This window comes from Pseudomonas sp. SIMBA_067 (genome assembly GCF_046534675.1).
In the GTDB taxonomy this organism is placed as follows: domain Bacteria; phylum Pseudomonadota; class Gammaproteobacteria; order Pseudomonadales; family Pseudomonadaceae; genus Aquipseudomonas; species Aquipseudomonas putida.
This window is the reverse complement of sequence record NZ_JAWRYH010000006.1, coordinates 240,236-262,906: the sequence shown is the minus strand read 5'-3', so window position 1 is coordinate 262,906 and position 22,671 is coordinate 240,236. Positions and strand designations below refer to the sequence as shown.

Annotated in this window: 23 protein-coding genes; 14 read left to right on the top strand and 9 right to left on the bottom strand. The window is 62.8% G+C overall.

What is annotated here, in order from left to right; genetic code table 11:
• Window positions 1-243 precede the first annotated feature (243 nt).
• Window positions 244-1,029, top strand: a complete 786-nt coding sequence (locus SB765_RS15785; protein WP_341795909.1) for a 2-keto-4-pentenoate hydratase — start codon at window positions 244-246, stop codon at window positions 1,027-1,029.
• A gap of 160 nt (window positions 1,030-1,189) precedes the next feature.
• A complete protein-coding gene (locus tag SB765_RS15780) occupies window positions 1,190-1,423 on the top strand; it encodes a hypothetical protein (protein ID WP_341795908.1) in 234 nt (77 codons plus the stop codon).
• 75 nt (window positions 1,424-1,498) lie between these two features.
• Here the strand turns inward: SB765_RS15780 and SB765_RS15775 are convergent, their stop codons facing one another.
• A complete protein-coding gene (locus SB765_RS15775) occupies window positions 1,499-1,879 on the bottom strand; it encodes a termination factor Rho (RefSeq protein ID WP_341798896.1) in 381 nt (126 codons plus the stop codon).
• Between the two features lie 188 nt (window positions 1,880-2,067).
• Between SB765_RS15775 and pstS the strand changes: the two genes are divergently transcribed.
• From pstS to SB765_RS15730, 9 genes are all read left to right on the top strand, one after another.
• Window positions 2,068-3,099 carry a phosphate ABC transporter substrate-binding protein PstS gene (gene pstS / locus SB765_RS15770; protein ID WP_341795907.1) on the top strand — a complete coding sequence of 344 codons (1,032 nt, stop codon included), beginning with the start codon at window positions 2,068-2,070 and terminating at the stop codon, window positions 3,097-3,099.
• A 70-nt stretch (window positions 3,100-3,169) separates the two neighbouring features.
• The gene (gene pstC, locus SB765_RS15765; RefSeq protein ID WP_016486165.1) at window positions 3,170-4,138 is read left to right on the top strand and encodes a phosphate ABC transporter permease subunit PstC; all 969 of its coding nucleotides are present in this window, start codon (window positions 3,170-3,172) and stop codon (window positions 4,136-4,138) included.
• Entirely contained in the window at window positions 4,135-5,028 is an 894-nt protein-coding gene (gene pstA, locus SB765_RS15760; RefSeq protein ID WP_016486166.1) for a phosphate ABC transporter permease PstA, read from the top strand. The genes pstC and pstA overlap by 4 nt, the downstream gene beginning before the upstream one ends.
• A gap of 50 nt (window positions 5,029-5,078) precedes the next feature.
• Complete coding sequence (pstB, locus tag SB765_RS15755; RefSeq protein ID WP_016500238.1) at window positions 5,079-5,867, top strand: phosphate ABC transporter ATP-binding protein PstB; 789 nt, start codon at window positions 5,079-5,081, stop codon at window positions 5,865-5,867.
• A gap of 94 nt (window positions 5,868-5,961) precedes the next feature.
• Entirely contained in the window at window positions 5,962-6,660 is a 699-nt protein-coding gene (locus SB765_RS15750; protein ID WP_341795906.1) for a hypothetical protein, read from the top strand.
• On the top strand, window positions 6,660-7,259 hold the full coding sequence (locus SB765_RS15745) for a hypothetical protein (RefSeq protein ID WP_341795905.1): 600 nt from the start codon (window positions 6,660-6,662) through the stop codon (window positions 7,257-7,259). The genes SB765_RS15750 and SB765_RS15745 overlap by 1 nt, the downstream gene beginning before the upstream one ends.
• A 255-nt stretch (window positions 7,260-7,514) precedes the next feature.
• A complete protein-coding gene (locus tag SB765_RS15740) occupies window positions 7,515-8,702 on the top strand; it encodes a porin (protein ID WP_410931550.1) in 1,188 nt (395 codons plus the stop codon).
• Between the two features lie 139 nt (window positions 8,703-8,841).
• Window positions 8,842-10,005, top strand: a complete 1,164-nt coding sequence (gene nosP / locus SB765_RS15735) for a nitric oxide-sensing protein NosP (protein ID WP_410931549.1) — start codon at window positions 8,842-8,844, stop codon at window positions 10,003-10,005.
• Window positions 9,974-11,872: a NahK/ErcS family hybrid sensor histidine kinase/response regulator gene (locus SB765_RS15730; RefSeq protein WP_410931548.1), complete on the top strand. Its 1,899-nt coding sequence runs from the start codon at window positions 9,974-9,976 to the stop codon at window positions 11,870-11,872. Before nosP ends, SB765_RS15730 begins: the two co-directional genes overlap by 32 nt.
• A gap of 61 nt (window positions 11,873-11,933) precedes the next feature.
• Here the strand turns inward: SB765_RS15730 and SB765_RS15725 are convergent, their stop codons facing one another.
• The 6 genes from SB765_RS15725 to SB765_RS15700 form a co-directional block, all read right to left on the bottom strand.
• Window positions 11,934-12,599 carry a response regulator transcription factor gene (locus tag SB765_RS15725; RefSeq protein ID WP_016500232.1) on the bottom strand — a complete coding sequence of 222 codons (666 nt, stop codon included), beginning with the start codon at window positions 12,597-12,599 and terminating at the stop codon, window positions 11,934-11,936.
• A gap of 52 nt (window positions 12,600-12,651) precedes the next feature.
• Window positions 12,652-13,200: a PQQ-dependent catabolism-associated CXXCW motif protein gene (locus SB765_RS15720; protein ID WP_341795901.1), complete on the bottom strand. Its 549-nt coding sequence runs from the start codon at window positions 13,198-13,200 to the stop codon at window positions 12,652-12,654.
• A gap of 181 nt (window positions 13,201-13,381) precedes the next feature.
• On the bottom strand, window positions 13,382-14,173 hold the full coding sequence (locus SB765_RS15715) for an ABC transporter permease (RefSeq protein ID WP_016500230.1): 792 nt from the start codon (window positions 14,171-14,173) through the stop codon (window positions 13,382-13,384).
• Entirely contained in the window at window positions 14,170-14,910 is a 741-nt protein-coding gene (locus SB765_RS15710) for an ABC transporter ATP-binding protein (protein WP_063425821.1), read from the bottom strand. Before SB765_RS15710 ends, SB765_RS15715 begins: the two co-directional genes overlap by 4 nt.
• A complete protein-coding gene (locus SB765_RS15705; protein ID WP_410931547.1) occupies window positions 14,907-15,896 on the bottom strand; it encodes a YVTN family beta-propeller repeat protein in 990 nt (329 codons plus the stop codon). The genes SB765_RS15710 and SB765_RS15705 overlap by 4 nt, the downstream gene beginning before the upstream one ends.
• Before the next feature lie 30 nt (window positions 15,897-15,926).
• Window positions 15,927-17,120 (bottom strand): ABC transporter substrate-binding protein, encoded by a 1,194-nt coding sequence (locus tag SB765_RS15700; protein WP_410910485.1) that lies wholly within the window; start codon window positions 17,118-17,120, stop codon window positions 15,927-15,929.
• 162 nt (window positions 17,121-17,282) lie between these two features.
• On the opposite strand from SB765_RS15700, the gene SB765_RS15695 reads away from it, so the two are divergent.
• On the top strand, window positions 17,283-18,557 hold the full coding sequence (locus SB765_RS15695) for a HAMP domain-containing sensor histidine kinase (protein ID WP_341795898.1): 1,275 nt from the start codon (window positions 17,283-17,285) through the stop codon (window positions 18,555-18,557).
• Window positions 18,557-19,222: a response regulator transcription factor gene (locus tag SB765_RS15690; RefSeq protein WP_341795897.1), complete on the top strand. Its 666-nt coding sequence runs from the start codon at window positions 18,557-18,559 to the stop codon at window positions 19,220-19,222. The genes SB765_RS15695 and SB765_RS15690 overlap by 1 nt, the downstream gene beginning before the upstream one ends.
• 2 nt (window positions 19,223-19,224) lie before the next feature.
• On the opposite strand, the gene SB765_RS15685 is transcribed toward SB765_RS15690, so the two are convergent.
• Both SB765_RS15685 and exaA read right to left on the bottom strand, forming a co-directional pair.
• Window positions 19,225-19,884, bottom strand: coding sequence for a pentapeptide repeat-containing protein (locus SB765_RS15685; protein ID WP_410931546.1), 660 nt, complete (start codon window positions 19,882-19,884; stop codon window positions 19,225-19,227).
• Between the two features lie 170 nt (window positions 19,885-20,054).
• On the bottom strand, window positions 20,055-21,950 hold the full coding sequence (gene exaA / locus SB765_RS15680) for a quinoprotein ethanol dehydrogenase (protein WP_410910487.1): 1,896 nt from the start codon (window positions 21,948-21,950) through the stop codon (window positions 20,055-20,057).
• Window positions 21,951-22,204: 254 nt separating this feature from the next.
• Between exaA and pedF the strand changes: the two genes are divergently transcribed.
• Window positions 22,205-22,666 (top strand): cytochrome c-550 PedF, encoded by a 462-nt coding sequence (pedF, locus tag SB765_RS15675; protein WP_410910488.1) that lies wholly within the window; start codon window positions 22,205-22,207, stop codon window positions 22,664-22,666.
• Window positions 22,667-22,671 lie beyond the last annotated feature (5 nt).

The window sequence follows — 22,671 nt, the reverse complement described above, 5'->3', positions numbered from 1 at the left end:
GCAATCCCTGTGGGAGCGGCCTTGTGTCGCGATTGGGCCGCAGAGCGGCCCCAGGATCCTTGCAGGACCGTCGAGACCGGTGGGGCCGCGTTGCGGCCCAATCGCGACACATGGATCGCATCAGCTTCCAGAAGTCGTTTCATAACGGTTTGTGATGCCAGGCATCATGACAATATATTTATCATTATCAATTTCAGACCCTAGCATCGGTTGCCCCGCATCGCCCATTTCCATGAGGTCTTGATGAACAGTTCGCTTTTCGTACCCCAACGTACTGCGGCCCTGTTGCTGCAGCACTGGCGCAGCGGTGACTTGCTCACGGAACTGCCTGCCAGCCTCAGGCCCGAAACCTTGAAACAAGGCTATGACAGCCAGGATCAGTTCTTCGCCGCCGCCGCTGGCCAGCGTGCCGGGTGGAAGCTGGGTGTCGGCAGCCCCGCAGGCATGCGTGCGGCCAACCTGTCCCGGCCGCTGATTGGCCAACTGGAAGCAAAGCGCTGCCACGCTGATGGTGTGCGCATCGAGCTGCCGGCGGTGACACCTGTGACCATCGAATGCGAGATCGCCTTCGTGCTTGACCGCGATATCCCCCCGCAAGCGGGACGGGTGCCGGCCAGCGAGGATATCCGCGCAACCTGCGTCACTTTCGAGGTGGTGCGCTCACGCTTCGTCGACCGCAAAAGCGTCGGCTGGCCAAGCTTCGTGGCGGACAACGTGGGCTTTGAAGCGTTGGTCGTGGGCAACAGCCTCGGGGCAGGCATCAACGTCCCCTTGCTTGCAGACCTGGCCGAGACCACCGAAGTGTACGTAGATGGCGAGTTACGCGCCCGCGGCTTGTCTGGCGATGCTGCGACCGACCCGCTGGTGTCGCTGGCCCACCTGTATGCCCATGCTGCCGAACGCGGCCAGACATTGAAGGCAGGTGATGTGGTGACCACGGGGGCCATGTGCCAGCCGTTCGACGTGAATGAAACAGGCCATCAGGTTAGCGCCAGGTTCCTTGGCCAGGCGCTGTCGTTCACGCTGTAACCGTCGATCACTGTTGATAGGGCGCCTGCATCTCTTGCTGGGTTGGTGGGGCAACGGGGATCAGGTGCTCGCAAATACCAATAGCCGTACCAAAATATTGCATGAGTCATCTTGATGCTTTGGCATAGCGGTACTAATACTTAAGCACTGCCGAAGAGGGATGATCATGCAGACGCGCTTCGTTGTGGTTCCTGCAGTGCCAATAAACAGAGAGGTTTACCCTCGGCGCCTTGGCTTTCCGGCCGCACTGGGGGAGGGTTATGACCTTTACGACACACAAGAAAAGATGCGCTTGAGCCTCAACTTTTCCACACGGGCCCAGGCCGAGTTCGAGTGCGCATGCCGCAACCTCGGCCAGGAAGGCGATGAAGCGGGTATTGTCGGTATGGGCTGATTCGGTGGAGCCCAGGTAAAGGACGGGATACCGTTGTTGATGGCACCGGCTACGCCGGTGCCTTCCATCGCGCCCTCAACCTTGTTTGCGCAGCGCTTCTACCAACTCTGCCTTGGTCATGGTGGAGCGGCCCTTGATGTCTTTGCTGCGCGCTTCCTTCATCAGGCTTTGCTTGCTCTGGCTTTCCAGCGAAGCACCCGAACTGCGCGAATGACCCTGGCGTGACTTGGCCGCGCGTTTGGCTGAGTCGGAGCGGGCTGTCTTCTTTTCGCTGGCAGCCGTGTGGCTCCCCGAGCCGCCCTTCTTGTCGCCACCTCCGGACTGTTTGTTGACGGTGGCCCAGGCACGGGCTTCGGCCTCTTCTTTCGACAAACCCCTGTCTTCGTAACTCTCCTCTATGTGCTCGGCCTTGCGCTTCTGTTTGTCTGTGTATTTGTCCTTGTCACCGCGTGGCATGGTTTTCACTCCTGCTGGATTTGCCAGCACGGTTGAGGCCAGGCGTCCACCGAGAGTGCCGGACAATGGACAAACGGTGCCTGATGGCACAGGCAAAAAGCTCTACCGTGCGGCCTGCCACTCAACAGTCACAAAGCTGTAACACAGCTGATGCAAAGTGTGCCGGCCATCACAAGGAGCACTTTTTGATGAAACGCCTGATGAAGTCTGCTGCACTCGCCGTTGCGGTCTCCCTTTGCGCCACTTCGGCAGCCTTTGCTGCAGAAAACGTTCGCCTGACAGGTTCCGGCGCCAGCTTCCCTGCACCGATCTACCTGACCTGGTTCAAGGACTTCAGCAAGAACACTGCTGGCGTCACCGTTGACTACCAGTCCAAGGGCAGCGGGGCGGGCGTTCAGGACTTCCTGAACAAGACCGTCGACTTCGCCGCCAGCGACTCGGCCATGAGCGAAGCAGACATTGCCAAGGTTGGCGAAGGCGTGCAGTTGCTGCCAATGACCGCCGGTGAAATCGTCCTGGCCTACAACCTGCCGGGCAACCCTAAAGGGCTGAAGCTGCCGCGCGACGTGTACTCCAACATCTTCCTGGGCAAGATCACCCAGTGGAACGACCCGCAAATCGCCGCGGCCAACCCTGAGTTGAAACTGCCAGCTACCCCGATCACCGTGGTCGTGCGTGCCGACTCCAGCGGTACCACTGCGGTCTTCACCAAGCACCTGTCGGCCATCAACGCTGACTTCAAGCAAGGGCTGGGTGAGGGCAACACCGTCAACTGGCCGGCCACCGACAAGTTCATCAAGTCGCCGAAGAACGATGGCGTAACCGCCACCGTCCGCCAGACCCCGGGCGCCATCGGCTACATCGAATACGGCTTCGCCAAGCTGGCCAAGGTCGACTTCGCCGTGCTGCAGAACAAGGCTGGCCAATACGTCGTGCCAAACGCAGAGAGCGGTGCCGAAGCACTGGCTGCGGTGAACATGCCGGAAAACCTGGTGGCCTGGCTGCCTGACCCGGACGGTGCCAAGTCCTACCCGATCACTTCCTACACCTGGATGATCTTCCGCAAGGACAACGGCAACCCGGCAAAAGCCAAGGCCATGCGTGAAATGGTCGAGTACAGCCTGACCAAAGGCCAGACCATCGCCGACTCGATGGGTTACATCCCGCTGCCTGCGTCGGTTGTCGACCAGGTGCGCAAAGCGTCTGCCAACATCCAGTAATACCCAGGCGCTCCCGGTATCGGCATGAAGCCATGCCGGGGGTGTTTGTCCCTAGTCCCGGAACTTGCCCATGAACACACCCTTTGCCATACCGGATAACCCCGATTCTGCGTGCCAGCCACCGTCTGCGAAAGACTTCCTGGTCGATCGCACCTTCCGTGCGCTTGCACGCATTGGTGTGGTGCTGGTACTGGCGCTGGTCTTCGCGCTGGTCTACGAAGTGGGCCGCAAGGCACTGCCCGGCATCGAAAAGCACGGCTTTGACGTGCTGTTCGGCAGCGTCTGGGACGTCAACCAGGGCAAGTACGGTATTCTGCCAGCGATCTGGGGCACGCTTTACAGTGCCTTCATCGCCCTGTTGATCGCCGGTTTCTTCGGCGTGAGCATGGCCATTTTCCTCACCCAGGATTTCCTTCCGGCCAAGCTCGCCGCGGTGTTTCGCACCATCGTCGAACTGCTCGCCGCCATCCCCAGCGTGGTCTACGGCCTGTGGGGCATCTACGTGGTCATCCCGGCGATTCGCCCGCTGACCGCCTGGTTGAACAGCGAGCTGGGCTGGATCCCGTTTTTCGGCACCTCCCTGAGCGGGCCCGGCCTGCTGCCTGCTGCGCTGGTACTGGCGATCATGATCCTGCCGACCATCGCTGCCGTTTCCCAGGATGCGCTGACCAGCGTACCGATGAAAACCAAGCAGGCTGCCTACGGCATGGGTACTACCCACTGGGAAGCCATCCTCAAGGTGATGGTGCCATCGGCTGCTACCGGTATCTTTGGTTCGCTGGTGCTGGGCCTGGGCCGCGCGCTCGGTGAAACCATGGCACTGGCCATGCTGGTCGGCAACGCCAACACCATTTCCCTTTCCTTGTTCGCCCCGGCCAACACCCTGGCGGCGCTGCTGGCGCTGAACTTCCCGGAAGCCGGCCCGAACGAGGTCGAAGTGCTGATGTACGCGGCACTGGTCCTGATGTTCATCACTCTGCTGGTGAACGTGCTCGGCTCGATGATCATGCTCTACGCCCAGCGTGGTAACAAACAATGACTGACTTGACGACCCCTGTAGCCGCATTGCCCAGCCTGCAACGCAAGCTGGAAGGCCGTGCCCTGCGCAGCGTGCTTTTGACCACCCTGGCATGGCTCGCGGCGCTGGTGGCCAGCGTGCCGCTGATTTCCGTGCTGTACATGCTGATCACCCGCGGCGGTGCACGCCTGAGTCTGGAAGTGTTCACCGAGCTGCCGCCGACCGGCTTCGAGATGGGTGGCGGTTTTGGTAACGCCATGGCCGGTACCTTCGTCATGGTCGGCATTGCCGCCGCCATCGCGGTACCGGTCGGTATCCTGGCAGCAGTGTTCCTGGCCGAACTCGGCCCCGACAGCAAGCTGGCCAACGCCGCGCGCTTTGCCGCCAAGATGCTCACCGGCCTGCCGTCGATCCTGGCCGGGGTTTTTGCCTACGCCCTGGTGGTGATGACCACCGGTACTTACTCGGCGCCGGCTGGCGGTGTGGCCCTGGCAGTACTGATGCTGCCGATCGTGGTGCTGACCGCTGAAGAGTCGATGAAGATGGTGCCCAAGATCATGAAAGACGCCGCTTACGGCATGGGCTGCACCCGGGCCCAGGTGATCTGGAAGATCGTCCTGCCCACCGGCCTGCCGGCCATCCTCACCGGCGTCATGCTGGCCGTGGCCCGCGCCGCTGGCGAAACCGCGCCACTGCTGTTCACCGCATTGTTCAGCAACTACTGGATCTACCATGACGGCAGCCTGGCGGTCATGAACCCTACGGCCTCGCTCGCCGTACTGATTTACAACTTCTCCGGCATGCCATTCGACAACCAGCTCGAGCTCGCGTGGGCGGCCTCGCTGGTGCTGGTAATGATCGTGCTGGTAATCAACATTCTGAGCCGAGTCTTCGGCAAGCCCAAGTATTGAGAAAGGGAGCATCCCACTTGAACGTATCCACTGCGCAAAGAGCCGCTCCCATGGTCAGTGAAGCCACCCCGATCGTCATGGACTGCAAGCTGGACAAGATTTTCTACGGCAACTTCATGGCCGTGCGTGACAGCCATGTGCCGATCAGGAAGAACGAGATCACCGGCTTCATCGGGCCGTCGGGCTGCGGCAAGAGTACCGTGCTGCGTAGCCTCAACCGCATGAACGACCTGGTGAAGGGCTTCCGGTTTGAAGGCCATGTGCACTTCCTGGGCCAGGATGTCTACGGCAAGGGTGTTGACCCGGTGGTCGTGCGCCGCTACATCGGCATGGTGTTCCAGCAGCCCAACCCGTTCTCGATGAGCATCTTCGACAACGTCGCCTTTGGCCTGCGCCTGAACCGCTACAAGGGCGACCTGGGTGACCGCGTGAAGCACGCCTTGCAAGGCGCCGCGCTGTGGGACGAAGTGAAGGACAAGCTCAAGGTCAGCGGCCTGTCGCTGTCCGGCGGCCAGCAGCAGCGTCTGTGCATTGCCCGCGCCATCGCCACCGAGCCCGAAGTGCTGCTGCTGGACGAGCCATGCTCGGCACTCGACCCTATTGCCACCCGTCGCGTGGAAGAGTTGATGGTCGAGCTGAAGAAGGACTACACCATCGCCCTGGTGACCCACAACATGCAACAGGCGATTCGTGTGGCTGACACCACGGCGTTCTTCTCGGTCGATATTTCCCAGGGCAGCCGCACCGGTTACCTGGTCGAGATGGGCCCTACGGCGCAGATTTTCCAGAACCCACGCGAGCAACTGACCAGCGACTACATCAGCGGCAAGTTCAGCTGAGTCAGGCACGCCCAAGGTGGCCGGGTGTTGCAGCCAGGGAGGTTGCAGCACCCGGCCGCGTTACCTTCCGTTAAAGTGTTACCCGGGATTTCCAATGCGAGCAACGCGTCGTCTTGATCTTTCAGCGGTAGAGCGCGCACTGCGCGAGGTGCAGGGCCGCTTTGCCGAACTCAGCCGGCATTTCACCGAACCGCGGGATCCGTTTACCGACGAGGTGCTGCTGAACGTGCTTGAAGGCTACGCCCTGATTGACGACTATGTCGCTCGCGGTATCGACCTCTTCGACCTGCAACAGCTGAACCTGATGCTGGAAATCAATGCCACCGTGCTGTGCGGCAGCGACCCGGCCCGTCGCCTGGAATATGCCCCGCACCTCGCCGCAACCGAGGCGCACTTTTTCAACAACGTCGAAGGTGGCATCAAGGACTTGTACAACTGGTACTGCTCGTACCGCAGCGATTCGGTTTGGAAGCGGGCAGCCGGTGTTTATGTACGAATCCTCAGCAAGCCGCAGTTGTTCATCGAAGGCAACAACCGCACAGGTTCGCTCCTCGTCAGCTACCTGCTGATGCGTGCCGGGCTGCCGCCTTTCGTGCTGTCGCTGGAAAACGCCGAGGGTTACTTCAACCCGTCCTCGGTCATACGCAACTCCGCTAAACACGGTGTAAAGGCTTTGTACGAACTACCCAAGATCAAGAAAAAGTACGCTGCTTTCCTTGAAGAGAAGGCGCCTGAGCCCGGCAAGTTCTTCCTGAACGGCACGCCCGTGCCTGCCTGTGAGGGGCGCCGCTGATGCAACGTTACTCCATGTTCGCACGCGGGCGCCAAGCCCTTGAACGCAAGCTCAAGCGTGGCCAGGTACGCATTTCGTTCGATATCGACGACACGCTCGCCTGCCTGCCCGAGCACGCTGCTGCCGAAGACAGCAAGCTGCCGAAATTCGTCCATCGCTGGTTGGGCGAGCCCCTGCGCAGTGGCACGCGCTCGCTGATCCGCGACCTGCGCCGCCAGGGCTGCAGCATCTGGATCTATACCTCGTCGGGGCGCACCCCGGCCTACATCCGGCGCTGGCTGATGCTGTATGGCATCCATGTCGATGGTGTGGTCAACAGCGACCGGCACCAGCATATCCTGGCCCAGAACGGCCTTGAGCATTCGCCCTCGAAGTTGCCCTCGGCGTTCGATATCGACCTGCATGTCGATGATTCCGAAGGTGTGCGGCTGGAAGGCGTCGACCACGGTTTTCGCGTTGTGGTGGTGTGCCCGAAAGACGAAAACTGGGCACAGAAGGTGATGGACGCGGCGGTCGACGTGCAGGCACGGCTGGCCTGGCAGCAACCGCACCGCTATGAGATGCCCGAGCGCCAGCGCTCGCAGGCGCTTGCTTCCTGAGGGCAGTGGTCAGCGCAATCGGTATCAATGGGGCCGCAGGGCGGCCCCAGTTCGTACAGTTGTACTGATACCTGCCTGCTATTCATGCGTACACCCTAAGTCTTGCCTCCTGGCCCGACCTGGTACCGCGACCAAGTCCTCACGCCGCATTCGCCAGCCCAAAGCACCTGCCCGCCTGCCCCAAAGCAGCGTATCTGGCCATTTGGCCACTTCCGATAATCGCCTCCGACATCCAGTCCCCGTTTGGAGCGCGCCATGCACAACAACAATAAGCACCTGCCGCCTCGTTTCCTCGCAGCCGCCATCGCCAGCTTTTCTGCCCTGGGCCTGAGCGGCGTCGCCGAGGCCGAGATCATGCTGTACGACAAGGACCAGACAACGTTTTCCACCGACGGTTACATCAACGCTTTCTACGTCAACAGCAAGGTCGACCGTGAGGGCGAACAGTTCGACCGCCGTCAGTCGCGGGTGAAAATGGGCTTCTTGCCCAACTACCTCGGCTTCAACATGGGCAAGCAGGTGGATGACCTGAAGCTCGGCGCGCGTGCCTCGTTCTGGGTAACCATCAACGACAGTGAAACCAACGGCACCGACACCGCCATCGACGTGCGCCAGTTCTACGGCACCGTGGCCAACCCCACGTGGGGCGAGGTGCTGATTGGCAAGGACTTCGGGTTGTTCGCCCGCTCCAACATCCTGCTGGACGAGCTGCTGGCCGGTTATGGCCAGGTCAGCGACACGCTGGGGCTGGTGGACGGCGGCGGGGTGTCGTTCGGCAACATCGGCAGTGGTTACCCGTACCCGTTCCCCACCTCGCAGATCACTTACCGCACGCCGGTGGTGGACGGCCTGCGGGTGGCGGTGGGCATCATGGACCCGGTAGACACCAACGACAGCAGCCCGACCGGCAAGGCGTACCAGGAAAACCCGCGCACCGAAAGCGAGATCACCTACCAGTTCGACCTGGGCGGGGCGCAGATCTACAGCTGGGTCAACGGCAGCTACCAGACCTCCGACAATACCGATTCGACGGTGGAGTCCATTACCTCCAAAGGTGTCGGCTATGGCGTTCAGGCCAAGATGGGCGGGCTGTCGCTGACTGGCTCGGGGTTCCAGGCCAAGGGCATCAACCCGTTCTTCACCAACAACGCGGGCGAACCGGTTTTGCGCAATGTCGACAGTGATGGCTACCTGCTGCAGGGCTCGTACAAGTTCGGCAAGAACCGCGTGGCGCTGTCCTATGGCAAGACCAAGGACGATGGTAATGGCGCGGTGGGCAGCGGGGCGGACTACGAGACCCGCGGCGTGGCGCTGTTCCATGATGTAAACGATAACCTCAAGCTGGTGGCGGAGTACAACCAGTTTTCCATCGACGGGCATGACACCAGCGCGCAGAACGAAGACACCGATACCTTTGCGGTGGGTGCGGTGTTGACCTGGTGAATCCCTGGGGCCGCAAGGCGGCCCCAAATGATGCGGGCTATTACGCCCATGGAACCGCCCACCCACTACCCAAGTAGCATTCGTCCCCCTTGCTCACCTTCGTACACTGACCCCTCAGCCACCCGCGCCGGAGACCACGATGCAGCAGGCTCAAAACGACGGTGTGGTCAGCGCCATGTCACAGGCCCCTGATGCACGGCTGGCCGCCCAGGACCTGGCGCGGCAGCTGCTGCACCCGCACCTGGGTTTCGTACTGTTCTTCTGTTCCGCCGAATACGACTTGCAAGCCTTGGGCGAAGCGTTGGAGCAGGGCTTTGGCGGTATCCGCCTGGTCGGTTGCACCAGCGCTGGCGAAATCACCCCGCTGGGCTACGGCCGCAATTGCGTCACGGCGGTGGGCTTTGATCACCGGCATTTTTCCATCGCCACCGAGCTCATCGATGAGATGGAGCACTTCAGCCTGATCGACGCGCAGCAGATGGTCGAGCGCCTGGTCGGCACCTGCCGCAGTAACACCCTGGCGCCGATCAAGGGCCACAGCTTTGCCCTGACGCTGCTCGACGGCCTGTCCAGCCGCGAGGAGATGGTGCTCGCCGCGCTCAGCGCGGCACTGGGTGACATCCCGCATTTTGGCGGTTCGGCCGGTGACGACAATTACCTGACCCGTACCCATGTGTATTTCGGTGGCACGTTCCACAACGGTGCCGCAGTGGTGGTGCTGGTCAACACCTGGCTCGATTTCGAAGTGTTCACCACGCACCACATCCTGCCACGCCAGGAAAAACTGGTGGTAACCGGCGCCGACAGCGCCCAGCGTCGGGTCTTCGAGCTGAATGCCGAGCCTGCTGCCGAGGAGTACGCCCGGCACATCGGCGTGCCGGTGGCTGCGCTCGATTACCGGGTATTCGCCGCCCATCCGCTGGCCGTGCGCATTCATGACCAGTACTACGTGCGGGCGATCCAGCAAGTGCATCCGGACCTGAGCCTGAGTTTCTATTGCGCAGTGGAAAATGGCATCGTGCTCACCGCCATGGCCCCGGGCCCGCTGTTGCCGAACCTGCACCAGCTGTTCGACGGTTTGCACCAGCGCCTTGGCCCGCCGCTGCTGACCATCGGTTGTGATTGCTTTCTGCGGCGTCTGGAGCTGGAAGCCCATCACGGCCTGGAGCCGGTGGGTGCGTTCTTGCGCGAGCAGCGGGTGATCGGCTTCAACACCTACGGAGAACAGTTCAATGGCATGCATATCAACCAGACCTTCACCGGGGTCGCCATTGCCCGCAACCGGCCTCCTGTCGGGCGCTGAACTGCAGGCCGAGCTCAGCCGGCTGCAGCACGAAAACCATAAGTTGCAGCGGATCAACGGCGCGTTGATTGAACGCATCGAGTCGGGAGTAACGCGGGGCAACGACCCCTATGCGGCGTTCCAGCATTCGGTGGTGCTGGCCGAGCAGGTGCGTGAACGCACCGATGCCCTGAACCAGGCCATGGCTGAGCTCAAGGCCGTCAACCGGCTGCTGAGCGAAGCCCGACAGCGGGCCGAGACCGCCCACCAACACCAGATTCGCCTGATTACCGACAATGTCCCGGCGCTGATCGCTTACCTGAATGCCGATCTGGTCTACGAATTCACCAACAAGGTTTATGAAGAATGGTATTGCTGGCCGCACGGCGTGATGCTGGGCCAGAGCCTGCGCGAGGCCCACAGCGAGCAGCATTACCAGCGCCTGGAAGCCTATGTGGCGCGGGCGTTGGCAGGGGAGAGTGTCACTTTCGAATTTGCCGAAACCAACATCAATGGCCAGGAGCGCTACATGCTGCGCTCCTACGTACCGAACCGCCTGGCCAATGGCGACGTGGTGGGCATCTTCGTATTGATCCGCGACATCACCGAGCGCCGCAATACCGCCCAGGCGCTGCACCAGGCCTATCAACACCTGGAGCAACGGGTGCGCGAACGCACCGCTGAACTGACCAGCCTCAACGACCAGTTGCTGCGTGAGATAGAGGAGCGCAGCCAGGCCGAGTCGCGCCTGCGCGAGGCCAAGCGCGAGGCCGAACAGGCCAACCTGTCGAAAACCAAATTCCTCGCTGCGGTCAGCCACGACCTGCTGCAACCGCTGAACGCGGCGCGGCTGTTCACCAGCGCGCTGCTCGAGCGCCGCGAGCCGAAAGACAGTGCCCACCTCATTCGAAATGTCAGCAACTCGCTGGAGGATGTAGAGAACCTGCTAGGCACCCTGGTGGATATATCCAAGCTCGATGCCGGGGTGATCAAGGCCGATGTCGCCCCGTTCGCCCTCAGCGAACTGATGGACAACCTGGCTGCCGAATACGCCGAAGTGGCGCGCAGCGAAGGGCTTGAACTGCATTTTGTGGGCTGTTCGGCGGTGGTGCGCAGTGACATCCAGCTGCTGGCGCGGATCCTGCGCAACCTGCTCAGCAATGCCATCCGCTACACCCACAGCGGGCGCGTTGTGTTGGGTTGTCGGCGCCAGCGTGGCGGCCTGCGGATCGAAGTGTGGGACAGCGGTATCGGCATTGCCGAAGAGCACCTGGAAGACATGTTCCAGGAATTCAAGCGCGGTGATGTCCAGCGCCCGGACCAGGACCGCGGGTTGGGTTTGGGCCTGGCGATCGTGGAAAAGATCGCAGGCATCCTCGGCCACCGGATCCGGGTGCGTTCATGGCTCGGCAAAGGTTCGGTGTTCGCCGTCGAAGTGCCGCTGAGCGCCACCGCGCCCAAGGCCCAGCCAAGCCCGGTGAGCTGCGAGCCGATGCTCGAACGCTTGCGTGGGGCGCGGGTGTGGGTGCTGGATAACGATGCGGCGATCTGCGCCGGCATGCGCACCCTGCTGGAGGGCTGGGGCTGCCAGGTGGTCACGGCGCTGTCGGAGGAAGACCTGGCGCGCCAGGTGGACAATTACCACGCCGAGGCCGACCTGCTGATTGCCGACTATCACCTGGACAACGACTGCAATGGTGTCGACGCCGTGGCGCGGATCAATGCCCGCCGCGCCCAGCCGCTGCCAGCGCTGATGATCACCGCCAACTACAGCAACGACCTCAAGCAGCAGATCCGCGAGCTGGGCCATACCCTGATGCATAAACCGGTGCGGCCGATGAAGCTCAAGACTGCGATGAGCCACTTGTTGGCCAGCAGCATGACATAGCCGCTGGCCTCTTCGCGGGCTTCTGTGGGAGCGGGTTCACCCGCGAATAGGCCCGAACAGGTCAGCGCCGCAAGTAATCAGCAAAATCGATATCGCCGGCACTCAGGATCGCCTGCACCCGATTATGCACGTTCAACTTGCGCAAGATCGCCGACACGTGCGCCTTCACTGTGGTTTCGGCGATATCCAGCGTATAGGCGATCTGCTTGTTCGATTCGCCCTTGGTCATGCGCTCAAGCACCAGCAGCTGCTTGCGGGTCAGCGCCTGGAGCATTTCCGGCGGGAAGCTTGGGGTATCGTTGTGGCGCCGGCTGGTGCTGCTTTTTTGCGCACGGATGATGTCGGGTGGCAGGTAGACATTGCCATTGAGGATCTGCTCGATCGCTTCGATCATCTGTGAGCGTGGCGAGGACTTGGTGATGAAGCCCACGGCACCGTAGGTGATGGCCTGCAACACGATCTGCTTTTCCTGCTCGGCCGAAACGATCACTACCGGCGTGGTCGGCGCCTCGTTGCGCAGGGTGATCAGGCCATTGAGGCCGTGCATGCCGGGCATGTTCAGGTCGAGCAGGATCAGGTCGAGGTCGTCGTGCGCCTGGGTCAATGCCAGGGCGCTGTCCAGGTCGGCAGTCTCCATGACCTCGCTGCCTTGAAAGCCATCGCTGATGACGTTGTGGATGGCTTCGCGAAACAGGGGGTGATCGTCGGCAATCAGAATTTTGTACATGGCCTTTTCACCTTGTTTTTATTGGATGGGCACGCGTTCGCAGGCAAGTGTTTCAGGGGAAGGGCACGGGTTGCGCCGGCTGCAGCGGCAGGTTGGCTTGCTGCCAGGCGTCCAGGCCATCGCGGTACCAGTACAGGTTGTTATAGCCCAGGGCCTTGGCGCGTTTTACCGCGTTCCAGCTTAACCAGCAATCGGAGCGGCAGTAGAAGACCAGCGGTTGCTCTGACTGCCCGGCGGTGGCTTTTTGCAGGTTACGTATGAAGTAGTCCTGAAAGGCCGGGCTCAGTTCGCCGTCGCCGGTGTTGGCCAGCCACAGGCTGCCGGGAAGGTTGCTGTGCGGTTCGTCTTCGATGAAGCGTCCTTGCAGCCATTGCCGGCGATAGACGTCAACCAGCACCGGCCTGGGAGTCTGCCCCAGCAGGCGCTGCAGCGTGGCGGTGTCGATGACCTGGCCACCTTCGACCTGTTGCGGGGTCGGGCTGCGATAGAGGGTGGTGCGATAGCCTTCGGCGGAGAACAGCGGCGTGGTGTCGGCGCAGGCGACGCCCAGCGAAAGGCTCAGCGAAAGGGCAGCCAACAAAGGGCGCAGGGCACGTGGCATGGTTTTATCCTTTTTGTTATAGGCCCATTACATGCCAGTGGCGGTGCGTTGTGAATGCGACGATTAGACAGCAAAGGCAGTACTAAAGTAGTAGAAGCCCGGGCGCTGAAAGGAATGTAGCTAGCCCAATCTCGACACAAGGCCGCTCCCACAAGAACAGCGCACTCACAGGCCTGGTTAATCAGCGGGGCTTGCGCAGCGCCGCATGCTGGGGGTTGAAGGTGAGTATCGCCAGCAGGGTAAACAACGCGGTCAACCCCAGGCACACCGCCAGCGCCAACAGGTTCAACCGCTCATACAGCGCAAACCGCACCAGTTCCACGGCATGGGTGAACGGGTTCACAGCACACAGCCAGTACAACCACTGGCTGGCCTCGCGCATCTTCCACAGCGGGTACAACGCCGAAGACAGGAAAAACAGCGGAAAAATCACGAAATTCATCACCCCGGCAAAATTCTCCAGCTGGCGGATCGCGTTCGATAGCAACAGACCCAGGGCGCTGAGCATGAACGCCACCAGCAGCATTGCCGGCAGCGCCAGCAGCAAGCCCGCAGCCGGTGGCTGCACGCCGTAGAGCCAGGCGATGGCGAGGAAGGCATAGACTTGCAGCAGGGAAATCAACGACGTCGCCAACAGTTTGCTGCCCAGCAGGAAAGGCCGCGGCAATGGGCTGGTCAAGAGCACGCGCATGCTGCCCATCTCGCGGTCATAGACCATCGACAGCGAGCCCTGCATGCCGTTGAACAGCAGAATCATGCAGGCCAGCCCCGGAATGATATACACCTCGTAAGGGATATAGGTGTCGTAGGGCTCGATGATGGCAATGCCCAGCGCCGCGCGAAACCCTGCGGCGAACACCAGCAACCACAGCAACGGGCGCACCAGGGCACTGAGCAGGCGCGTGCGCTGCAACACGAAGCGCAGCCATTCGCGCAGCATGATGCCGTTGAAACATTGCCAGTAAGCGTTCATCGGGCGTCGGCTCCTGAGTGGGCGTTGGTCAGCCTGGCAAAGGCGTTGTCGAGGTCGCCGCCGTGCTCCAGGCTCAGCGCATCGGCGGTGCCACTGGCCACCAGGCGACCCTGATGCAGAATCAGCAAGTCATCGCTGGGCTGCACTTCGTCCAGCAGGTGGGTGGTCCACAGCACACTGAGCTGCTGCTCGCGGCACAGCCCGCGCAGGTGCTGGTTGAGCGCCAGTCGGCTGGCGGGGTCAAGGCCGACGCTGGCTTCGTCGAGCAGCAGCAGGCGCGGTTCATGCAGCAGCGCGCGGGCAATTTCCACCCGGCGCCGATGGCCGATGTTCAGCTCGCGTACACGATCGCGCCTGCGTTCGCCAAGGCCCTGGCGGGCCAGTTCGGCTTCCACCCGCAGGTCGCTCTGGCGCCGCGACAGGCCATGCAGCGCGGCGTGGTAGCGCAGGTTCTGTTCAACGCTCAGGTCCAGGTCCAGGGTGCTTTGCTGAAACACCACGCCCAACTGGCGCAACGCCGGGCGTGCAGCGTTGCGCAGAGAGCAGCCGCTTACGCGGATGTCGCCGTGCTGCAGGTCGTAAAGGCGGGTAAGCAGGGCGATCAAGGTCGACTTGCCGGCGCCATTGGGGCCCAGCAGCGCGGCGAAGCGCCCGGGCGCCAGGCTGAAACCCACCTGCTTGAGGGCTTCGCGCTGGCCGTAGGCGAAGCTCACATCACTGACGTCGAGGGCATTCATGGTGTTACCACCACGCCCCAGGGGTAGCGCCCTACCTTCACCGACTTGAGCACTTTGAGGGTCTTCGCGTCGATCACCGAAACGTCGCCGCTGACCCCGTTGGTGGCCAGCAACTGGCTCTGGTCCGGGGTGAACGCCAGCTGCCAGACCCGCCGCCCGACCAGCAGGTAGTCGAGCACATCCAAGGTCTTGGCATCGATAACCGCCACATGGTTGGCCGGGCCCAGCGCGACGAAAGCGTACTTGCCGTCGGCGCTGAGCTTGATGCCCACCGGCTGGACTTTGTCCGGGTGCACGCCCTTGATCTGGAAATTCAGGGTTTTCAATACCTGGCGCGTGGTCACGTCGAGGATGGTCACCGTGCCACCGATTTCCGCTGAGGCCCACAGCCGTGAACCGTCCTTGTCGAACTCGACGAAACGCGGCCGCTGGTCGACCAGGGTGCTGTCGGCCAGGGTCTGGGTGCTGGTGTCGATCCAGTGCAGCATGTTGGTGGTTTCACTGGTGTTGACGGCCCACTTGCCGTCGGGGCTCACCGCCATGCCTTCGGGCTCGATACCGACGTCGATCTGCCCGAGCACCTTGTCGGTGACGGTGTCGATCACCGTCACCAGCGCATCGTCCTCGTTGGACACGTACAGCCAGCGGTCGTTGGGGTGCAGGGCGAACTGCTCGGGGTCCTTGCCAGAGGGCAGCTCCTTGATGATCTTGCGGGTGGCCACGTCCATCACCTGCACCCGGTCCGAATCGCTGGCGCAGATGTACAGCAGCTTGTTGTCGTGTGACAGCAGCAAGCCGCGCGGGCGCTGGCCCACCGGCAAGGTTTCGGTGACTTCCAGCGTTCGCATGTCGATCAGGCTGAGGCTGTTGTCCTTTTCGTTGGAGACCCAGGCAGTGGCGGCCATGGCGTGCCCGCAGGCCAGCGCCAGGGCGCCCGACAGCAGGCTGGGGTAAAGCAGGGCCCGGTGGAAGAGGGGGCGGCGCATGGCGAATTCCTTATTGTTGTGGTTATCGGATCAGGGGTAGCTGCAGGTCACTTCGGGCTTGTCGTAGCCCAGGCTGTCCATTTCGTTGAAAGGGTGCAGGAAGCCCTCCTGCGGCGAAGTGCTGACCAGGGCGCGCGGCTGCACCAGCGGGATTGGCTGGCGCAGTTCGCCATTCCACGGGCGGTAGCTGAGCTTGCGGCCCTTGAAACCATCCAGTGGCAACTGTTCGCTGAGCAGCAGTTGTTGTAGCGCGCGGGGTTCGGCCTGGCGCAGCTTGCTGGCTGCGCTGGCAATGCTGCGCACGGCCATCCAGGCGGCAAAGTCGCGGTCATTCATCCAGCGCCCGGCCTGGGCCTCGAAGCGTTTTTGCAGCTGCGCTGCACCAAAGGTTTCCACGGTCTTGTGCCAGCCGGTGGGGGTCAGGCCCTGGGTGCCGGCCACGGGGCGGGGGTACCAGGTCTGGTAGGGCAGGTACTCGCCAAAGTCGCCGCGCTCGTCGGCCACCAGCACCACGTCGTATTCGGCGGTTTGGGTGAACAGCGGCATGTCGGCCTGGGCGCTGCGGCGCTGGTCGTTGTCGAAGGTCCAGGTCTTCTCCGCTACCAATTGCACGCCAAAGCGCTTCACCGAACGGCGCAGGGCGGCGGCGTAGGCCTGGTCGTCTTCGGTCTGGCCAACCACCAGCAGCGCCCGCTGCCACTTGCGCAGCACCAGGAATTGCACCAGCGCATCGGCCAGCATGGCCCGCCCCGGCAGGCTGTGCAGCACATTGCCCAGGCACTGGCTGCTGCGCAGGCTGTCGTCGGGGCTGCCGGCGTTGAACAGCAGGCTGTCGGGCAGGGCGGCAGACAAAGCGCGCAGGCTGGCGGCCGGGGCATTCACCACAAACAGCCGCAGGCCTTGCTCGTGCTGTGCCTTTGCCGCCTGCAGCAGCGCCTCGGGGCTGTCGACCGTGGCGTTGCTCAGCTGGAACTGCTGCTTCAAGAAGCGCCCGGTGCTGTTACTGTCGACAATCGCCAGCTCGGCACCTTGCCGCCCGGCGTCGGCAGGCTCAGAAATGACATTGGACAGCAGCGGGCCGGGGTCGGGCCGATAGCCCAGGTAGCCGATGCGCACTTGCAGTGGTGCTGCGGGTTGGCCCTGAGCGGCGGGCGCCAGGGGCGCAGACAGCGTCGCGGCCAGGGCCAACAGGCAGGTCAGGGCAAGGTGGGCAGGCTGGCGCATAACACACTCCACGGCAGATGGCGCCAGCATAGGAAGCCCGCCGAGAGGAGGAAATATGCAGAAAGTAGCGCTAGCCCGGTACCAAGGTAGTAATTCGGCGCGGGTGCTGCGGCTTTAGGATGGGGAGCACGATGGGCCACGACGCCCCGAGGAGAATCGCCTGTGCGCCTTGTCAACCTGTCGGCCCTGTGGCGGATCAACCTGTGGGTCACGTTCTGTTTCGCTTTGGTGGCGCTAGCCTGTGCCGGCGTGTTGTTGCACCAGGCGATAGCTGATGTAGAGCGTGAGTTGCAGTCTGCCGAAGCGGTGGTGGCGTATCTCGGTGACACTGCCGAACGCGACCCGGCAAGCCTGCAACCCCGGCTGACCCAGAGCCTGCGCCATGTGCGGGTGCACTGGCTGGCGCCGGGTGAAGCGCCGCGGTTACCGCCGCAGACCGGGCTGGATGCCTGGCTGGGCCACCAGCTGTTTGGCGAGCGCCCCAGCAGCAGTCGGCTGCTGGAGCTGAATGACGGGCGCCGGGTGTTGATTGCGGTCGATCCGCGGGATGAGATCGACGAAGTCTGGGACTCTCTGCAGCAACTGCTTGGCCTGTGTGGCCTGGCCTTGCTGTTGAGCTTGCTGACCATTCGCTGGGCGGTACGGCGGGCCATGGGCCTGCTGGATGAGCTGCTGTGCGCCTTGCGCCAGGTTTCGGGCGGGCAGTTGACTGCGCGCTTGCGCGAGGCGGGCCTGCCGGAGGCGCGCCAGCTGGCGGCTTACTTCAACCATATGACCGCGACGCTGGAGCAGGCCAGGGGCGACAATGCGCAGCTGACCCAGGCACTGCTGGCGGCACAGGAGCATGAGCGTACCCAGCTGGCGCAGGCGCTGCACGACGACCTGGGGCAATACCTGGCAGGTATTCGTGCCCAGCTCTGTCTGTTGCGTATGGTGGCCGAGCAACCTGCGGTGGTGACACAGACGGCGCACGACCTCGAACTCAATTGCGAGCGCCTCCAGCACGGTTTTCGCGCCTTGGTGCACAACCTGTATCCGGTGGCGCTGCACTACATGCCGCTGGCCGAGGCGTTCGGTCTGCTGGTGAGCCAGTGGCAGGCCAGCCAGGGCATCGAATGCCGGCTGCGGGTTGGCGAGCACTTGCCGGCGCTGCCCGGGGCGAGCAGAACGCACCTGTACCGTTTGCTGCAAGAGGCACTGACCAACGTCGCCCGGCATGCCGGCGCAAGCCAGGTGCGGGTGCGCCTGCAGCGCAGTGCCAAGGGTTTGCGCCTGTTCATTCGCGACAATGGCCGCGGTGCGCACCCGCCCCATCGCCCAGGGGTAGGCCTGCACTCGATGGCCGAGCGTGCGCGCAGCCTTGGGGGGGAGTTGCGCATCTTGAGCCGCCCGGGTGGCGGCTGGGCGCTGGCCCTGAACATTCCCAAGGAGGTGTGATGAATATCGTATTGGTCGATGACCATGCTGTGGTCCGCCAGGGCTATGCCAGCCTGCTGCGCACGGTATTGCCGGCGATGCAGGTGCGTGAGGCCGCCAGTGGTGAAGAGGCCTTGGCCCGGGTACAGGAGCAAGTACCGAACCTGGTGATCATGGACTTTGGCCTGCCGGGTATCAGCGGCCTGGAAACCACCCGCCGCCTGCGCCAGCGCCTGCCTCAGCTACGGGTGCTGTTTTTCAGCATGCACGACGAGCTGCCGCTGGTGCGCCAGGCGCTGGAGGCGGGGGCCTCGGGCTACCTGACCAAGAACTCGGCGCCCGAGGTGTTGATCGAGGCCGTGCAGCGCGTGTTGGCCGGGCACGCCTACATCGAACAACCCTTGGCTACCCAGTTGGCGTGCACGTCACAGCAAAGCACCAGTGACCCGCGCTTGCAGCGCATGACCCAGCGTGAACTGGAGATTTTCACCATGCTGGCCAAAGGTACGCCGATGCGGGTGATTGCCGAGCAGCTGTGCATCAGCGCCAAGACTGTGTCCAATCATCTGACCTTGCTCAAGAGCAAGTTGCAGGTCAGTTCGCATGCCGAGCTGGTGCACCTGGGCATCAACCTGGGGGTGGTGAAGGTGGCGGGGCGAGGTTTGTCAGCGGCCCCTGCTAACTGAACTCATTTGTCCCATGTATCCGGGCACCCCTTGCACCCCTCCATGTTGGCCTCCTGGAAATTCCCGTAATGCTGCCGCGCCCCGCGCAAATCGGCACGCGCAAGGTTGCTCTGGCTAAACTTGGCCTCTTGCAGGTTGGCATCGCTCAGGTTGGCCCCTTGCAAATCAGCCTTGCTCAGCCACGCCATCTCCAGGTCCGCCGCCTGCAAGTTGGCCTGCTGCAGCTTCGCCCCGGACAGCCTGGCGAACTGCAAGTAGGCTGCACTGAGGTCGGCCTTTGCAAACTGTGCCCCTTGGGCGAACAAGCCCCAGCCCTGAATGGCCACCAGCTTGCTGTTGCTCAGGTCAGCCACACGCAGGTTGCTCTGTTGCAGGCTGGCACGGGTCAGGTTGGCGCCCTGCAGGCGGGCTTTTTCCAGGTTGGCCAGGTCCAGCCGGGCATGGCGCAGGTCGGCATCACGCAGGTCGGCGCCGGCCAGGTTCATCTTGCGCAGGTCCTGGTTGGCCAGCTTGGCACCGCGCAGGTTGGCCCCCGGGCACTGGCTGGCTTCGGCAATGACGCAGCCGTTGATGGTCAAGGGGGCATCGTTGCCATCGTCGTCGGCACTCACGGCCAAGGCAGGGGACAGTACCAACAGCAAGGCAAATGGCAGGTAGTTCATGGTGAAAGGCTCTCAGTTGGAACAGGGCATTTGCGGGGTCGCGCGGCCCATCGCCGGCAAGCCAGCTCCTACAGGGACTGGACAGCCCTTGAGATCTGCACCGTAGTGTGGGAGCTGGCTTGCCGGTGATGGGCTGCAAAGCAGCCCCAGTAACGCTTTACCTCAGGCAGTCAACGCTGCGCAGTCTTGTTGTCCCAGCTCGGGATCTTGAACACCCAGAACGAGCCGCCCTGAGCCACCGGCTTGGTCAGCTCGGCCATGTCGCCGCCCCACAGCGGCACGGCGCCGCCGTAGCCCACGGTCACGCCGATGTACTGCTCGCCGTCCTGCTCCCAGGTGATAGGCGGCGAGACGATGCCGCTGCCGGTCTGGAACTTCCAAAGCTCCTTGCCCGTCTTGGCGTCGAAGGCCTTGAAGAAGCCGTCGCCAGTGCCGGTGAACACCAGGTTGCCCTTGGTTGCCAGTACGCCCGCCCAAAGCGGCAGGTGCTCCTTGTGCTCCCACACCAGCTTGCCGGTGGTCGGGTCCATGGCGCGCAAGGTGCCGACATGGTCGTCGTACATGCGCTTGATACGGAAGCCCATGCCCAGGTACGCCGAACCCTTCTTATAGTTCACTTCCTCGGTCCAGTATTCCTCTTTCCACTGGTTGCCCGGGATGTAGAACAGACCGGTGTCCTGGCTGTAGGCCATCGGGTTCCAGTTCTTGCCACCCAGGAACGGCGGCGAGACTTCCACCGGCTTGCCCTTGGTTTCACCCGGCAGCGGCTTGGCCGGGCGTTGGCCTGGGTTTTCTACCGGGCGCCCGGTCTTCAGGTCGATATGGCTGGCCCAGGTGATGTTGTCGACGAAGGGGAAGGCGTTCTGCAGCTTGCCGTTGTTGCGGTCCACCACGTAGAAGAAGCCGTTGCGGTCGGCGTGCCCGGTGGCCTTGACCACCTTGCCGTCCTTGTCCTTGTAGTCGAACAGTACCAGCTCGTTGTTGCCGGAGAAGTCCCAAGCATCGTTGGGGGTGTGCTGGTAGAACCACTTGACCTCGCCGGTGCTGGGGTCGACACCGACCTGGCCCGAGGTGTAGAGGCTGTCGTAGTCGTGGGGGTTGCCATCTTTGGAGGTGCGCGCCCAGGTGTTCCAGGGGCCAGGGTTGCCAGCGCCGACGATGATGGTGTTGGTCTCGGCATCGAAGCTGGCGCTCTGCCAAGGGGCGCCGCCGCCGTGGCTCCAGGCTTCCACCTTGCCGGTTTCGGTGGTTGGGTCGTCTGGCCAGGATGGCGCCTTGACGTCGCCGGTGGGGGTGCTGTCCTTGCCGTTCAGGCGGCCCATGTGGCCTTCGACGAAGGGCCGCATCCATACCTCTTCGCCAGTGTCCGGGTCACGGGCGAACAGCTGGCCGACAACGCCGAATTCATCGCCCGAGCTGCCATGGATCAGCAGCACCTTGCCGCTGGTCTTGTCCTTGATCAGCACCGGGGCGCCGGTCATGGTGTAGCCGGCGCTGTGGTCGCCGAACTTCTTGTTCCACACGACTTTGCCAGTGTGCTTGTCGAGGGCGATGAGCCGCGCGTCCAGGGTGCCGAAGTAGATCTTGTCGCCGAAGATGGCCGCCCCGCGGTTGACCACGTCGCAGCACGGGCGAATGTTGTCGGGCAGGCGGTGGTTGTAGGTCCACAGGCGTTTGCCGGTCTTGGCATCGAGGGCAAACACCCGCGAGTACGAGCCGGTGACGTAGACCACGCCGTCGCTGACGATGGCCTGGGATTCCTGGCCGCGCTGCTTCTCGTCGCCGAAGGAGTACGACCAGGCCGGAGTCAGCTTGAAAACGTTCTGGTCATTGACCTGGGCCAGCGGGCTCCAGCGCTGGGCATTGGTGCCCATGCCGTACTGCAGCACGTCCTTGGTGGTCAGGTGGTCGTTGGCGATGTCTTCCCAGGTGACGCTCTTGCCGGCAGGTGCAGAAGGTGCAGTGGCCGCTGTTGCCACATTGCCCAGGGCCAGGCCACCGGCCAGTAGCAGGACGCGCACGCTCAGGGCCAGAGGGGAAAGGGCGGGTAGCGATCTTATTGTCATGGTTGCAGTTCCCAGTGGAGGTTTTGGCCTGCACAGGGTGGGGCGGGGGAGCTGTCGCGGGATACGGAAAAAGTCCCGCCCTTGCCGGGAATAGTTCCCGAACGGCACCTCAATTGGCCCTTCGCCACAAGCCCTACTACCAAGGGAGTAAGGCCCGGCCACCAAAGCAGCATTCGAGCGCCCGCAGGCTGTTTCTAAGATGGCGGCACGGCCTCTGTGGTTGAGGCTTTGCGTGCAATGGTGAGGGCATAACAATGACAACAAAACACAATGTGTTGCTTGCTGCAGGGCTGCTGGCTGCAGCGGTGCTGACCGGTACGGCCTGGGCCCATGGCAACGTAGTGCCCCAGGCGGTGGAGACCAAGGGCCTGACCCCGATCAAGGACGCCGGTGTAAGCCTGGACGGCGACGGCTGGGCGGCAGTAAACCCTTACCGCAGCTCGCCCGAGCACGACAAGGCCGTGGAAATCGGCGCCTCGGCCTACAACCAGAATTGCGCTGCCTGCCATGGCCTGGAGGCCAAGTCCGGCGGTATTGCCCCCGACCTGCGCATGCTCGATGCCGGTGACGCCGGGGATGAATGGTTTGTCGAACGGGTACGCCATGGCGCGGTCCGCGATGGCCGTGTGTACATGCCGAAGATGGCCGACTACCTCAGCCAGGAAGCCCTGTGGGCGGTGCGCACCTACCTGGACAGCGTGCACGTCGAGGAGTGACGGCC

Bases quoted from the DNA above. Each gene is read 5' to 3' on its own strand.
- pstA (WP_016486166.1), top strand. From the start codon at position 4,135: ATGACTGACTTGACGACCCCTGTAGCCGCATTGCCCAGCCTGCAACGC.
- exaA (WP_410910487.1), bottom strand. From the start codon at position 21,950: ATGACAATAAGATCGCTACCCGCCCTTTCCCCTCTGGCCCTGAGCGTG.
- pstC (WP_016486165.1), top strand. From the start codon at position 3,170: ATGAACACACCCTTTGCCATACCGGATAACCCCGATTCTGCGTGCCAG.
- SB765_RS15705 (WP_410931547.1), bottom strand. From the start codon at position 15,896: ATGCGCCGCCCCCTCTTCCACCGGGCCCTGCTTTACCCCAGCCTGCTG.
- SB765_RS15720 (WP_341795901.1), bottom strand. From the start codon at position 13,200: ATGCCACGTGCCCTGCGCCCTTTGTTGGCTGCCCTTTCGCTGAGCCTT.
- SB765_RS15775 (WP_341798896.1), bottom strand. From the start codon at position 1,879: ATGCCACGCGGTGACAAGGACAAATACACAGACAAACAGAAGCGCAAG.
- SB765_RS15700 (WP_410910485.1), bottom strand. From the start codon at position 17,120: ATGCGCCAGCCTGCCCACCTTGCCCTGACCTGCCTGTTGGCCCTGGCC.
- SB765_RS15685 (WP_410931546.1), bottom strand. From the start codon at position 19,884: ATGAACTACCTGCCATTTGCCTTGCTGTTGGTACTGTCCCCTGCCTTG.
- SB765_RS15785 (WP_341795909.1), top strand. From the start codon at position 244: ATGAACAGTTCGCTTTTCGTACCCCAACGTACTGCGGCCCTGTTGCTG.
- SB765_RS15710 (WP_063425821.1), bottom strand. From the start codon at position 14,910: ATGAATGCCCTCGACGTCAGTGATGTGAGCTTCGCCTACGGCCAGCGC.
- SB765_RS15745 (WP_341795905.1), top strand. From the start codon at position 6,660: ATGCAACGTTACTCCATGTTCGCACGCGGGCGCCAAGCCCTTGAACGC.
- pstB (WP_016500238.1), top strand. From the start codon at position 5,079: ATGGTCAGTGAAGCCACCCCGATCGTCATGGACTGCAAGCTGGACAAG.
- nosP (WP_410931549.1), top strand. From the start codon at position 8,842: ATGCAGCAGGCTCAAAACGACGGTGTGGTCAGCGCCATGTCACAGGCC.
- SB765_RS15725 (WP_016500232.1), bottom strand. From the start codon at position 12,599: ATGTACAAAATTCTGATTGCCGACGATCACCCCCTGTTTCGCGAAGCC.
- SB765_RS15690 (WP_341795897.1), top strand. From the start codon at position 18,557: ATGAATATCGTATTGGTCGATGACCATGCTGTGGTCCGCCAGGGCTAT.
- SB765_RS15715 (WP_016500230.1), bottom strand. From the start codon at position 14,173: ATGAACGCTTACTGGCAATGTTTCAACGGCATCATGCTGCGCGAATGG.
- SB765_RS15750 (WP_341795906.1), top strand. From the start codon at position 5,962: ATGCGAGCAACGCGTCGTCTTGATCTTTCAGCGGTAGAGCGCGCACTG.
- pedF (WP_410910488.1), top strand. From the start codon at position 22,205: ATGACAACAAAACACAATGTGTTGCTTGCTGCAGGGCTGCTGGCTGCA.
- SB765_RS15740 (WP_410931550.1), top strand. From the start codon at position 7,515: ATGCACAACAACAATAAGCACCTGCCGCCTCGTTTCCTCGCAGCCGCC.
- pstS (WP_341795907.1), top strand. From the start codon at position 2,068: ATGAAACGCCTGATGAAGTCTGCTGCACTCGCCGTTGCGGTCTCCCTT.
- SB765_RS15780 (WP_341795908.1), top strand. From the start codon at position 1,190: ATGATCATGCAGACGCGCTTCGTTGTGGTTCCTGCAGTGCCAATAAAC.